Below are 13,684 nucleotides of genomic sequence, written 5' to 3' on the forward strand. Positions count from 1 at the left end.
CCTGGATCGGAGCTTACACTTGGAAGACATCAAATCGATCCGCCGCTCGCTGCAGCTACTTTGTGTCATCGCCTGTTTTGTAACCGCTTATTTCGCCAAGGACCTCATCCTGCCTGTTCTGCTCGGGGTGCTTCTGGCGCTCACGCTCAGCCCGGTCAGCCGGAGCCTCGGCCGCATGGGTATTCCAAGCGGCGTATCGGCAGTCATTCTCGTTGGACTGTCAGGTATTGTGGCCCTGCTGCTCCTGGGCGTCTCCGCAGGCACCGTTGCGATGTGGTCGGACGAGTTGCCAGGCATGGGCGCGGAAATACAGCGGAAGCTGAGCACGATGTCCGACACCGTCGAGACGATGCGCCGCGCGACAGAAGAAGTCGAGAAGATCGGCGAAGGCAACAACGCACCGCCGGAGGTGATCGTCAAGCAACCCGGCCTTCTCGACAGTGCGATGAGCAGTGGCATGCGGCTGGGCGGAACGTTGGCTGTGACCTTGGTGCTGGCCCTTTTTCTTCTGGCGTCGGGAAATCTGTTCTATGTCAAGCTTGTACAGTCGTTCCAGACGATCACCGGCAAAAAGCGCGCACTTTCGGCAGTATATGACGTAGAAAAGAGAGTGTCGCGGTATCTGCTGACAATCACTTTGATCAACGCGTGTCTGGGTTTGTGCGTCGGCGGTTTCTTATGGGCCCTCGGTCTGCCCGGCGCACATATCATTGGTGTGGCGGCGTTCTTGCTTAATTTCCTGCCCTATATCGGGGCCGTTGTCGGGGCGGTCATTGCCGGTGCCTATGCGCTGATCACGTTCGATGCGGTCGGTTTCGCATTGTTGGCACCCGCAGGTTACATGACACTGAGCGCGATTGAGGGACAGTTCATCACCCCCTGGCTCGTGGGCCGACGGCTGGAGCTCAACACCGTGGCCGTTTTCCTTACGGTGGTGTTCTGGGGTTGGCTCTGGGGCATCCCCGGCGCGCTGATCGCGGTTCCGTTTCTCGTGGTATTCAAGGTCGTGTGTGAAAACGTCGAAGCGTTGCAGATCTTTGGTCACTTCCTCGGCAGCTCTTCCGACGAAACCCAAACGAACGGTGAGAATGGCGGTGCGGAAAAGGGCGCGGCCTGATCACCGCGCCCCAATGGGTCAACTCGCCAGGGATGGCAGCCAAAGCACGATTGACGGGAACGCCACAAGAAGCGCTATTGTCACCGCGTCAGCGACAAAAAAGGGCGTGACGCCTTTGAAAACGTCCTGAACGCTCAGGTCGTCGCGCACACCGGCGACAACGAAGCAGTTCAAACCGATCGGTGGTGTGATCAGGCAAAATTCTGCCATCTTCACGACAAGGATACCGAACCAGATGGCACACATCTGTCCCGACATACCGAAGGCCGAATCCGCCGCTGCGACTGTTTCACCGCCGTTCAATGCCATGACTGCCGGGTACACCACCGGCAGGGTCAGCAGCAGCATACCGATGGCGTCCATGAACATGCCCAGCACCGCGTAAGCCAGAAGAATGCAGATCAGGATGATCATCGGCGATGTTTCGAGCGAAGTGATCCAGTCCGCGAAAGCCGCCGGCAATTCGGCAAAACCGAGAAACCGGACATAGATCAGCACACCCCAGATGATCGTGAAGATCATCACCGTCAGCTTGGCGGTCTCCAGCAATGCGTCCCTGAGCTGGCTCAGTCCCATGCCGCGCCACAGCGCCATCAGGAAGACGATGAACGCACCGATGGCACCGCCCTCCGTCGGGGTGCCCCACGCATCGCCGAACGGGTTGTAGACGAAGAAGATGATAATCACGACCACGGCGAGAATGGGCAATGCGGGGGGAAGGCTCGCGAACCGCTCCTTCCAGCTGAAACCGGTCACCGGCGGACCGACGTTTTTCCAGATCACCGCGATACCGATGATCAGACCGGCGTAGACAATGGCCGAGAACATGCCCGGAATGAACCCGGCGAGCAGCAGCATACCCACGTCCTGCTCCACGATAATCGCATAGATCACGAGGATCGCAGACGGCGGGATCAGGGAAGCGAGCGTGCCGCCAGCGGCCACGACGCCTGCGGCGAATTGCTTGTTATAGCCGACTTTCAACATTTCGGGGATTGCGATGCGGGCGAATACGGCCGCCGTGGCAACGGATGCCCCCGACACGGCGGCAAACCCGGCGGTGGCGAACACCGTCGCCACGGCAAGACCGCCTGGCACCCATGCGATCCAGCGTTTGGCCGCTTCGAACAGTGCCGTCGTCAGCTTTGCGTAGTAGGCGAGATAGCCAATCAGGATAAACACGGGGATCAGGCTCAGCACTTGTGCGCTGACCTTTGAATGGGGGGTCAGCCCTGCGATCTTGGTCGAGATTTCGACTGCTTTCCAGAACCGCGCGGGATCATAGTCGAACCCGTTCCAACGCAGCCAAATCAACCCGACATAGCCCGCCAGTCCGGCGGCAAAGGCCACCCGCATCCCCAGCACCACCATCACGAGCATGCCGCCGGAGACGTAGATACCGATTTCGATAGGTTCCATCAGTCAGCCCCTTCCAGTGCCTTGGCCTCGGCCATCGCCTGCTCGGCCACGCTCAGTGTGAGCGGCACGGCAACCGGGTTTTCAAGACCGAGCACCAGCGCGCGCGCATAGCCCCACGATTGCAGGATCAGACGCAGCACCAGCACTGCAAAGGCGATCGGCACCACCAGTTTCGATGGCCAGATCGGCAAATTGATGTCGATGGAGCTGTCGCGCGAACAATAAGGCCGCGCGCAATCGAACGAGCGGTCGAAATGGTCCCAGGCACCGGACGTCAGCGCCACGATAAGCACCAGCATCAGCAGAACCGAGATCAGTTCGAACAACCACAGGACCCGACCAGACAGCTTGCTGACCACCATGTCCATGCGGATATGAGTGCCGTCGCGCTGGACGTAGGAGATGCCCATGATCGCGATGATCGGCATCGCAGCTTCGATATAGTCGATGTATCCCATCAGGGGGCTGCCAAAGAACTTGCGTCCGATGACCGAGTAGGCCGCCAGAAACATCAGTGAAAAAATCGCAAGCCCGCTGAGCAGCGCACAAAAGCGCTCCACCGGGAGAAGTGCGCGGTCGAGCTTGCTCAGGATGCTGGAATCTTCCAGTACCGCTGCCGATCCTGCCATGACGGCTGTCCCCTCTTTTTATGTGTGTGAAAAGGTGCGTGGGCCTCCACGCACCTCTCTTTGGATCCGCGTCTGGCAGGGAGTGTCCCCCGCCGCACCCGGGATCAGCTGCCGCTTTTCGCGTCGGCGAGCGTCTTGACCATCAGGTCATACAACTCCTGACCCGGAATCCCTTGCGCTTCCATGTCCGCGATCCACTTTTTCTGGATCGGCTCACCTGCCGTCACGCGGAATTCCTCGATGACTTCGGGAGAGATCGTAACCTTCTCGACGCCCTTCTCTTCGAGCACGGTATCCCAGCGCTTTAGCAATTCGCCATAGTTTGCGAGATAATGATCGATCGCTTCATCGACGGACCCGTCGAGCGCTTCACGCTCGGAATCCGACAGGCTTTCGTAGGCGTCGAGGTTCACGACAATGGGGCAATTCACCGTGCCGGGGTTCAGGTTGGCGGTCCACCAGTCGGCCTCGTTGATGGTGCCGAACGAAAGGTGCGCGTGTTGCGCGAAGGCGACTGTATCGACGACTCCCGACTCCATCGCCTGGAACGCTTCGGAAGATGTCACGGAGGTTGGCACCGCGCCCACCGATTCGAACGCATTGCCGATGCCACCTGTGGCCCGTACCCGCATGCCCTCGAATTCAGCAAGCTCGTCACGCGGTTCGCCGGTGCCTACGATGTTGTACTGTGGCATGGGCGACGTCATCAGCAGCTTGGCATTCCACTGGGCCATTTCCTCGGCGGCAGCGGGGTGCGCATAGATCGCGCGAGATACCGCGACTTCCTGTTCGAGGTTCTCAACGCCCATGAACGGCAGTTCAAGAACGGTGATCACTCGGTTCTTGTCGGCGTGGTAGCCCGCACAGAATTGCGCCATCTCGAAGGCACCGATTGAAATACCATCGAGATTTTCGGTGTTCTTGGACAGACCACCGTAGCTGACGTTAATGGTGAATTCGCCGTCGGTTTTTTCCGACACCAATTCTGCGATTTTTTCGACATGCTCTGTAAAGGCGCGGCGTTTGCCCCAGACGGACGCATTCCATTCGGTCGCGGCGGCCTCGGTTACAAATGCAAGGCTCAGGGCGCAGACAGCTGCACCGCTCAGGTATTTGGACATTGATTTCTCCCGTTATGCGCGCCATCCTCCGGGCGCTTGCCGATAACGCTAACGCGCAGGTATCGGGGTGCCAAGCTTTTTTGCCCCGAACCGCTATACAAGAGGTCAACCTTGCGACGCTTGATCTCCATCATGCCGAATTGTATCCCGGTGTCCGCCACATTCACCACGTTGTAACGCAGGACGTTTTTGCGGTTATGGGTGGTCTGGGGGCGATCTCAGCGCGCTTTATCACGCCATTGGAATGTTCAATCAGCATGACGGAGGGTTTCAGCCTCGTGACGGCGTAATTTATCGCATGCCTGTGCCATCCGGCCTAATGCCGGGTGCAACGTCAAAGCGGGTCACGCACAGGTGCGCATCGTTGGCGCTCTTTGCGGCGGTGGCGGCGGGTCGCGCATCGCTGCACTGCGTACAGGCAAATGCGGGGCAGATGGTGGGATTCTGACCCACTCGACCCGCCCCGCAATAAGACCGGCGCGGTCATAATTTACAAATATCACAGGTTTGCGGGAAATATCTTTACAGAAGGCGGGGCCAGAACGGGCGTTGAATGTTCCCTTCCGTAGCGGAAATTCGTAAACTGCCGTGAATTCCGGTCAAGTCGCGCAATTTTAAGACGCTAGACCGCTCATGGAGGAGACCCACCCGATGTCAGACACCGCCAAAACCTATCCGCCCAGTGACGAGACGGTCGCACGCGCCCATGTGGACGCCGCCCGATATGACGCGATGTATGACGCGTCGATCAAGGATCCGGTGGCGTTCTGGAAAGAGCAAGGCGCACGCGTCGACTGGATGAAGCCGTTCAGCCAGGTCAAGGACGTCGATTTCACCTTGGGCAACGTCAACATCAACTGGTACGCCGACGGAGAATTGAACGTATCGGCCAATTGTATCGACCGGCACCTTGAGGCGCGCGGCGACCAGACAGCGATTATCTGGGAACCCGACAATCCCGATGAGGCCGCGCAGCACATCACATACAAGGATCTGCACGCCGGTACCTGCAAGATGGCAAACATCCTCAAGGATCTCGGTGTCGGCAAGGGCGACCGCGTCATTATCTATATGCCGATGATCCCCGAAGCGGCCTTTGCGATGCTGGCCTGTGCGCGGATCGGTGCGATTCATTCGATCGTTTTCGCGGGCTTCTCCCCCGATGCGTTGGCAGCGCGGGTTAACGGTTGTGATGCGAAGGTCGTAATCACCGCCGACCACGCGCCGCGCGGGGGGAGGGCGACACCTCTCAAGACGAACGCCGATCAGGCCCTTCTGCATTGCAGCGACAAGGTAAAATGCCTTGTGGTAAAGCGGACCGGCGGCCAGACCACATGGACCGAAGGCCGCGATTACGACTATAACGCGCTGGCAAAAGAGGCGTCGGGCGACTGCGCGCCCGAAGCGATGAATGCCGAAGATCCGTTGTTCATTCTCTATACTTCAGGCTCCACCGGACAACCCAAGGGCGTCGTTCACAGCACCGGCGGCTACCTCGTCTTCGCGGCGATGACCCATGAAATCACCTTTGATTATCACGAAGGCGATATCTACTGGTGCACGGCGGACGTCGGTTGGGTCACAGGCCACAGCTATATTGTCTACGGCCCACTTGCGAATGGGGCGACGACGCTGATGTTCGAAGGCGTGCCGACCTATCCCGACGCCTCGCGCTTCTGGCAGGTTTGCGAAAAACACAAGGTGACGCAGTTCTACACTGCGCCAACGGCGATCCGTGCCCTCATGGGTCAGGGCAATGATTTCGTAACGGGATGCGATTTGTCTTCGGTGCGTCTTTTGGGCACGGTCGGCGAGCCGATCAATCCCGAAGCGTGGAACTGGTATAACGACGTTGTCGGTGGCGGCCGCTGCCCGATCGTGGATACCTGGTGGCAGACGGAAACCGGCGGGCACCTGATGACCCCCCTGCCCGGCGCGCATGCGACCAAACCGGGATCGGCGATGAAGCCGTTCTTTGGCATCGAGCCTGTCGTGCTGGAACCAACCAGCGCCGAAGTGCTGGAGGGTAACCCCGTCGAAGGCGTGCTGTGCATTGCCGACAGCTGGCCCGGACAGATGCGCACCGTCTGGGGCGATCACGAGCGGTTCGAAAAAACCTATTTTTCCGATTATCCCGGCTATTACTTCACCGGCGACGGCTGCAAACGCGATGCGGACGGCGACTACTGGATCACGGGACGCGTGGACGATGTGATCAACGTATCGGGCCACCGCATGGGCACTGCCGAGGTCGAAAGCGCGCTGGTCGCGCATGCAAAGGTCGCCGAAGCGGCTGTGGTCGGATACCCGCACGAGATCAAGGGACAGGGCATCTATTGCTATGTCACGCTGATGAGCGGTGAGGAGCCGACCGAAGAGCTGCGCAAGGAGCTGCGCGACTGGGTGCGTACTGAAATCGGACCGATCGCCTCTCCCGATCTGATCCAGTGGTCACCCGGCCTGCCCAAGACGCGCTCTGGCAAGATCATGCGCCGTATTCTGCGCAAAATTGCGGAGAACGATTACGGCACACTCGGGGATACTTCGACACTTGCGGAACCTGCCGTCGTGGATGATCTGATCGACAACCGCATGAACCGCTGAAGCAGTCAAATTATGGCAACAAAGGGCGCTCCGTCTGGAGCGCCCTTTGTTGCTTGGCGACACCCTTTTCCGGTTTCGCGCGCACTCCGGCGCCATTCTATCTGCGCCATGCAGACCTATCGCTCAACCACGCAGAGGCGAATACTCCGCGATAGCGCCGCCGGGTAGGGGTTGCCCGCGCGTCGTCGGTCTCTCCTTTCGGATAGCCACTTTCTTTTTGCGCGTGCGCGCTATCTCACGTCACGCGCGTGGCGACCACGGCACAAGCCTCCGTTTATGGCCTGCGGCGCTCTGGACAAACACCGCGGTGCATGGCACCGCTCGGCCTCATGGAGACAGAATTGCCAAGCTTTATCCCAGACACCGACAACACGGACGACCTGCGCCGGGCGTTCGGCCAGTTCGGCACCGGTGTCACGCTTGTGACGACCCAGACTGCGGTCGGCCCGCTGGGCATGACGGCGAACTCGTTCTCGTCCGTTTCGCTTGATCCCGCGCTTGTGCTGTGGTCGGCGGCATGCAGTTCAAAGCGCCACGACATCTTCGCAGAAGCCACGCAGTTTTGCATCCACATCCTTGGATCCGACCAGATTGATATTGCCAACCATTTTGCCCTGCGCGGTGATGGATTTGATGAACATGATTGGGTCGCCGGACCAAACGGTGCTCCGACGATGCGCGGCTGCCTCGCGACATTCCACTGTGACACGCATGCCATTTATCCTGCCGGCGATCATTCGATCATCGTTGGAAAAGTCACCCAAGCCGCCGTGCACAGCACACAGCGGGATGGATTGATGTTCGACCGAGGTCGGTTTGGCCGGTTTCGCGCGGATCAATAGTCCTTTTCGAAGAAGACCCCCAAGCCCGAATTACCGTCCGACCCCAGCGTCGCCTTGCCTTTCAGGTTTGGTGTGATGTCAAGGTTCAGGGACACTTCTCCGGTGCCGTCAGAGGCGGCGGTCACGTCGGTGTAGATGTTCTCGCTGAGATATTTGCCGATCCGCAACGCCGTCTCGCCGCTGTCCGTGGTCGTCACGTCCAGATCGTCGAGACCGAACTGGTTGCGCAGGTTGCCCACCAGGCCGGTACCTCCGCGTCCTGCAAGCGTGGCAACGGCATTGGCCAGTTGCAGCGCCTGAAACGCCGAGATTTCCGAGATGTTGCGACCAAAGAGCAACTGCGCCAGCACTTCGTCCTGCGGCGCGGACGGTGTGCTTTCGAAAGTCACCTCAGGTGCATCGGCGGGACCGGAAACAATCACGCTGACCTCCCCGGTGGATGTAGAGGTGGTCGAGACGAACCGGATGTAGGGGACGAAATCCCCCTGGAATGTCGCGGAACCTTCGACAAGATTGAACCGCTTGCCGAGAATGTCTAGGCGTCCGCGCAAAAGCTCGAACCGGCCCGCCGAGATGATATCATTGGTCGTGCCGGTCAGGCGCAGGGTGCCACCCAATTCCGCATCCAGACCGCGGCCACGCACGAATATGCGACCCGGCGCATTGACCGTAACGTCGATGCCAAAGCCCGAACCGCTGGATCCACGCTCAACCGGGTCGGTACCGTCCTGCGCACCGATCAACCCCGCCTTGCGGCGCGTGGCGACTGCATCGCTTGGCGGACGAATATGTTGGATCGGAGGAATGTCACCGATGCTCGTCAGTCCGGTTGAGGGGACGTTGACCGTCGTTTCGCCGACGTTTACCTCACCGGTGATACGCGCCCCGCCCGTAAGCGGACCCACGACCTGAAGGGCCGCGTCGACCGTCGTGGTGTAGAGACGCGGATCCGTTAATTCGACCTGTTGCAAGCGGATGTCTATATCGGCGGGAAACGCACCGGTCAGACCGACCCCGCCCTGAATTGAAACCTGCCCGCCACCCGAAGCGTTGCCGGTGATATCCAGGGTCGCGCGGCTGTCGGCCAGACGCACGTTTGCTGCAATGCCCTCGATGCCGACACGCAGGTTCGGCGCGCTCAGCGTGGCGTTGGTCGTTTGGATCGTGCCGGTGACGGAGCCGAGGGACGCAGGCCCATTCACGCTCAGATCAAAGGACGCCTGCCCCTGCAGACTGCGCGGGGCGATGAACGGGCCCGCCAGCCCCAGTGGTGCATTGCCATTGACGTCGATGTCCAGATTGCCGTCATTGCCGACAAGACCGGCAACTGTGGCCTGTGTGCCGGATGGCCCGCGCGCAGTGGTATCCAGACGCCATCCCTGCTGTGTCTTGTTGGCGGATCCATCGACGTTCAACGGGCCGTTCAGGCCCGGCACGACGGCACCGAGGTTGGGCATGGCTACCGTGAAATCGACGGCGGCGTCCGGCCCGGTCACCACCCCGCGCGCGGAGGCGCGCGTGCTGTAGGGACCGGTGGCATTCGTGTCGACCGAAATGCCCTGCGGGGTTTGTTGAACCGTTCCCGTCGCGGCAAGCGGTCCGCTGACACCCGAAACCAGTGGCGCGACGTTCGGCACCGATACGTCAAAGGTCAACGACATATCCGGCCCGGTTGCCAGCCCTTCGACAAGCGCGCGTGCGCCGTACGGGCCGCTGGCCTCGGTAACGATGAAGAACCCTTTGTCGGTCTGGCGCAGCTGCCCCGTCGCGCGCAACGCGCCGTTGACCTGCGGCACAATGGGTTGCAAATTCGGCACCGACACGTCGAAATTCACGTCCAGTGCGGGGGTAAGCGCCCCCTGGACCGTGGCCGTCGCGTTGTAGGGTCCGCTGGCGTCGGTATCGATCTCGAAACCGCTTTCGGTCTGGCGCAACCGCCCGGAAAGATCCAGAGGCCCGGAAACCTGCGGTGTTACCACACTGAGTTCGGGAATATTCAGATCAAAACGCACGTCGACCTGTGGCGTCACGAGCCCGTTGATGTCCGCTGTGGCCTCGAACGGACCCAGGGCATCGGTTTGCAAGAGCCACCCCTGCGGGGTCTGGCGCAACGTGCCCTGCGCGTTCAACGATCCTTCGACCTGCTCTGCGAAAGGCTCCAGATCCGGCACCCGCGCGGAGAAGCTGATTTCGGCGTCCGGACCGGTGGCAAGGCCCTCCACCGATATCGTCGATGCGTAGGGGCCGTTCGCGTCGACATCAACGCGCCATCCTGCTGCATCCTGCACGGCACGGCCCGAAACGGTGACTTCTCCCTCATACTGCGGTACGATCTGCGAGATATCACGCAGGATCACGTCCGCCGTGACGCTGCTGTTCTCACTCATCAACTCAGCCGCACCGGTAAAGCGCAGGCTTGCATTGTTCAGCTCCAGGTCGCGCAGGAAGGTGCCATTGGTGTTGCGCACCGCCATCAGCGACAGATCCGTGCGGCCCTCGAGCAGCGTGTCGGCCTGTGCGATACCTGTCTTGATATCGGTCGCCGTACCGCTGGCCTGCAGATCGAACGCGCCGCTCAACGGTGTAGCCTTGCCTTTGAGCGCCAGAGACGCCTCTCCATCAAGCTCGCGCCCTGCCAGCGCGGAAAATCGGCCAAGATCGGATGCCGTCAGGGTTGCGTCAAGGTCGGTTTCCAGACCCGCGCCAACGCCGCTGATCGCGACTGAGCCGCGCAACCCGTATTCCGTCCCCGCAAGATCGAGATTGGAAATGCGAAAAGGCTGACCTTCCACGAAGTTGATTTCGGTACTTCCTTCGATGTTCTGCCCCACCGCTTCGGCAAGCGCCGGATCGCTCACCGCGAGGCCCTGAAGCGCAAAGTTCACCGTGCCGCGCAACTGGCCGATGCTACCTTGGGCACCGGTGATCGTTCCCGTCGAGCGCAAGGTCGCCTCCGCGATGTCCGCTTCGGTGGTCTTCAGACCGGCGATGTCGAACACGGCTTCGTAGGTGTCGCCCTGCGCCGCATCAAAATCGACATTCAGAACAACCCGATCAACGGTGGTTTCGCCACCTGCGCCGGGCACGAGGACCGGTGCACCGTCGGCACTGGCCACCGTTCCTTCGATGTCGATGAACGCCGGCCATTTTTCTTCGGACAACCGCAGACGCCCGGACAGATCGACCGCCGCCGCGCTGAGCGACAGGTCATTGACCTCCACCGCGCCGCCCGCTTCGATCAGCGCATCTGCCTTCAACGTAACGGATGGTCCGAAGAAATCACGATATTCCGGCAAGATCACGGCGGTGATGTCGCCACCGATATCGGCGACGATCCGGCGATCCGGGTCGTTCTCGTCGCCTTGGGTAATTAGCGTCACCTGCCCAGCCAGACGTTCATCTCCGTCGGTGTCGATCTCGATATCGGTGACAAGATTGTTCAGAGGACCGTCTGCGGCAATCGTCAGATCGATCGAAGGATTGCCGGGAATGTTGAGCAGGACAGAAGCGATACCCGCTTCCTCCTCGCTCAGGCTGATCATAGCGTCAAGCGTTTCGGCGTCCCGGTCCAGCGTTGCGGTGATATCAAAACTGCCGCGTTTCCCGTCAGTGCGGCTAGCCTCGAAATCAAGATCGAGGCCATCGTCGTTCAGCAATGCCCGAGCGGTCAACTGCAACTGAACCGCTTCGCCCGTCAAAGCCGCGCCAAGGTCGGCCTGCGCGATGTTGATCCGTTGGATGTCGATGGATACCGGCAGCTCGGGCAATTGAGGAAGGGTGAAGGGTTCGGCTTCGGGGTCGGGCAGCGCCGCCTCCTCGCTCTTGGGGAGTCGCGGAATGTCGATGCGGGCCGCGCTCAACTCTTCCACCTCAAGGCGGCCACGCAACAATGCGGACCGGTTCCAGTCGAGTACTACGTCCTCGAGTGTGAGCCAGATGCCCTCGGCATCGGCAATCGTCATTCGATCGAATGAGGCCTGCGACGAAAGCGCACCGCGAAATCCCTCCAGGTTCACGTCCCGCCCTGCTCCGCTGAGCAGTTCCTGGATCTTGCGGGTCAGAAAGCCCTTGTCGTCTTCCTGGGCGAAAGCGGGGGTGGAGATCAGCGCGAGCGCCAGAAGAAAGAACCGCAAGATACGCATTAGAATGACTGCCCGATACCGATATAAACTTGGAAATCCTCGCCCGTTTCCGGGCCCGATGTCGGCACCGCTACATCAAGGCGGATGGGGCCGATCCCGGTGTTGTAGCGCAGGCCCAGACCGGCCCCCGAATGCCACGTGCCGTCGCCGTTATAGAACTCTTCTTCGCCAACATATCCTGCGTCGGCAAAGGCCACCAGACCGATGCTGTCGGTAACGCCGACGCGCACCTCGGCCGAAAGCCCGACAAAGGACCGCCCGCCGATGGTTTCATCGCCAATCGGCACCCCGAGCGTCTGGTAAGGCTGGCCGCGCACGGTACCCCCGCCGCCAGAGTAGAACAGGTAGTCCGCCGGTGCCTCGTCGAGGCTGGGTCCGTAGACCGAGCCGAGCTGACCGCGCAGTGCGAATGTGACCGGCCGTTCGGTACCGAGTGTCTTGTAACCGCGCGCATCCACATAGGACCGCACACCGTTGTCCGCGCCCGAAATCGCCACGAACGGCGTCACGTCGGCATTGAGATAGTAACCATTGAGTGCATTCAGCCTGTTGTCACGGTAATCGAACTGGGCGCTGAGCGGCAGGGTCAGCAAGGTATAGCGGTTCTCGCCGAACACGTCCCGCGTCAAGCCGCGGCGGAAGCCGACCCCAAGGGTGTATGTCCGTTCCGTCGATGCGATCCGCTTGATACCGGCTTCGAGATCCAATTGGCGAGAGAAATAGGACACTTCGTTAAGTTCCTCGATCTCTGCGAGGGCATAGAAATCGGTGTCTTCGTTAAAGGTGGCGGGTCGTTCAAAGCGGACGGCAAGGCGATAATCGGTGCCTCCCGTATCGCCACCGATCCCGCTCACCTCGGCATCAAACCGCAGGCGTTCGGCACCGCCCAGCAAATTGCGATGCAACCAGTACGCGCTTACGGTTAAACCCTCCTGCGTCGACAATTCCGCACCGAAACCAAGACGCCGCTTCGGTGCATCCACGACCTGAGCTGTGATGGGCAGGGTGTCATTCGGTCCGATCACGTCCGCTTCGCTGAGCGAGACGGCGCTGAACGCGCCGGTGCGTCGCAAACGCTCCGTTGCCAGCCGAATTTCCTCCGGTGAAAAAACCTCCTCCACGGGCAGTCCCGCAATGTCGAGTATGCGCTGCCGGCGCACGTCGCTTTCGCCCTCGATAGAAAGGGTTCCGAACCTCAGACGCGGGCCGGGCGCCAATACCAGATCGGCGCGGATTTCCCGGTCAGGGTGGTCGGCGACCAGATCTTGCGCAGCCAAAGCGGCCTTGGCATGGCCCTGACCGCGCCAACCGTCCACACCCGCCGAAACCGTCGTCTTCAAAACGCCCAGACTGGCGGTTTCACCGACGGCAAACCCATCGGGAAGCTCGGTCCCCTGTGCGAGCGGGCCGATTTGCGCACGCCCAAACCGGAATTTCGGACCCTCTTCGACCGTGATGCGGACCGTGCCGATTGTGCCGGGGGGTTGCACGGGAGGTATATCCGCTGCCTCGCGTCCATCTACGCGAATGCTGATTGCGCCGCTGAAATAGCCGTTGTCGTAAAGCACGGCGAGCAGGCGTTTATAGTCGGCCTGTGCTGCCGCGAGAACTTCTGCCGTAGAGGGTGGATTGTCTTCAAGCAGGGTCTGTTCGATCAACAGAGAGCCGCCGCGCAGTTCGGATTCTAGATCTTCGTCCGACACTCCTGTCAAACTGACGTCTGCCGCATGAGCCGAAAACGCGGCAAAACAAACCAAAGCCGTCGCTGCAATCCACTGCTTCGACCCGAACTGCGCTATACGCATTATAC

The 13,684-nt window shown here is 60.5% G+C and carries 8 protein-coding genes; 3 read left to right on the plus strand and 5 right to left on the minus strand.

Annotated features, from left to right (window positions below):
- Positions 1-19: 19 nt before the first annotated feature.
- Positions 20-1,117, plus strand: a complete 1,098-nt coding sequence (locus tag Q1A06_RS07075) for an AI-2E family transporter (protein ID WP_299560755.1) — start codon at positions 20-22, stop codon at positions 1,115-1,117.
- 18 nt (positions 1,118-1,135) lie between these two features.
- Here the strand turns inward: Q1A06_RS07075 and Q1A06_RS07080 are convergent, their stop codons facing one another.
- From Q1A06_RS07080 to Q1A06_RS07090, 3 genes are all read right to left on the minus strand, one after another.
- Complete coding sequence (locus tag Q1A06_RS07080; protein ID WP_299560758.1) at positions 1,136-2,536, minus strand: TRAP transporter large permease; 1,401 nt, start codon at positions 2,534-2,536, stop codon at positions 1,136-1,138.
- Complete coding sequence (locus Q1A06_RS07085) at positions 2,536-3,165, minus strand: TRAP transporter small permease (protein WP_299560761.1); 630 nt, start codon at positions 3,163-3,165, stop codon at positions 2,536-2,538. The genes Q1A06_RS07080 and Q1A06_RS07085 overlap by 1 nt, the downstream gene beginning before the upstream one ends.
- A gap of 104 nt (positions 3,166-3,269) precedes the next feature.
- Positions 3,270-4,286 (minus strand): C4-dicarboxylate TRAP transporter substrate-binding protein, encoded by a 1,017-nt coding sequence (locus tag Q1A06_RS07090; protein WP_299560764.1) that lies wholly within the window; start codon positions 4,284-4,286, stop codon positions 3,270-3,272.
- A gap of 651 nt (positions 4,287-4,937) precedes the next feature.
- Here Q1A06_RS07090 and acs point away from each other — a divergent pair.
- Both acs and Q1A06_RS07100 read left to right on the plus strand, forming a co-directional pair.
- Entirely contained in the window at positions 4,938-6,890 is a 1,953-nt protein-coding gene (gene acs / locus Q1A06_RS07095; RefSeq protein ID WP_299560767.1) for an acetate--CoA ligase, read from the plus strand.
- A 311-nt stretch (positions 6,891-7,201) separates the two neighbouring features.
- Positions 7,202-7,732, plus strand: coding sequence for a flavin reductase family protein (locus Q1A06_RS07100; protein ID WP_299560770.1), 531 nt, complete (start codon positions 7,202-7,204; stop codon positions 7,730-7,732).
- Here Q1A06_RS07100 and Q1A06_RS07105 read toward each other — a convergent pair.
- Complete coding sequence (locus tag Q1A06_RS07105) at positions 7,726-11,874, minus strand: translocation/assembly module TamB domain-containing protein (RefSeq protein WP_299560773.1); 4,149 nt, start codon at positions 11,872-11,874, stop codon at positions 7,726-7,728. The two genes, Q1A06_RS07100 and Q1A06_RS07105, sit on opposite strands and share 7 nt — an antisense overlap.
- Positions 11,874-13,679, minus strand: a complete 1,806-nt coding sequence (locus Q1A06_RS07110; protein ID WP_299560776.1) for an autotransporter assembly complex family protein — start codon at positions 13,677-13,679, stop codon at positions 11,874-11,876. The genes Q1A06_RS07105 and Q1A06_RS07110 overlap by 1 nt, the downstream gene beginning before the upstream one ends.
- Between the last annotated feature and the right edge of the window lie 5 nt (positions 13,680-13,684).

Source organism: uncultured Sulfitobacter sp., assembly GCF_947497275.1.
GTDB lineage: Bacteria > Pseudomonadota > Alphaproteobacteria > Rhodobacterales > Rhodobacteraceae > Sulfitobacter.

Bases quoted from the DNA above. Each gene is read 5' to 3' on its own strand.
- Q1A06_RS07080 (WP_299560758.1), bottom strand. From the start codon at position 2,536: ATGGAACCTATCGAAATCGGTATCTACGTCTCCGGCGGCATGCTCGTG.
- Q1A06_RS07085 (WP_299560761.1), bottom strand. From the start codon at position 3,165: ATGGCAGGATCGGCAGCGGTACTGGAAGATTCCAGCATCCTGAGCAAG.
- Q1A06_RS07090 (WP_299560764.1), bottom strand. From the start codon at position 4,286: ATGTCCAAATACCTGAGCGGTGCAGCTGTCTGCGCCCTGAGCCTTGCA.
- acs (WP_299560767.1), top strand. From the start codon at position 4,938: ATGTCAGACACCGCCAAAACCTATCCGCCCAGTGACGAGACGGTCGCA.
- Q1A06_RS07100 (WP_299560770.1), top strand. From the start codon at position 7,202: ATGGCACCGCTCGGCCTCATGGAGACAGAATTGCCAAGCTTTATCCCA.
- Q1A06_RS07105 (WP_299560773.1), bottom strand. From the start codon at position 11,874: ATGCGTATCTTGCGGTTCTTTCTTCTGGCGCTCGCGCTGATCTCCACC.
- Q1A06_RS07110 (WP_299560776.1), bottom strand. From the start codon at position 13,679: ATGCGTATAGCGCAGTTCGGGTCGAAGCAGTGGATTGCAGCGACGGCT.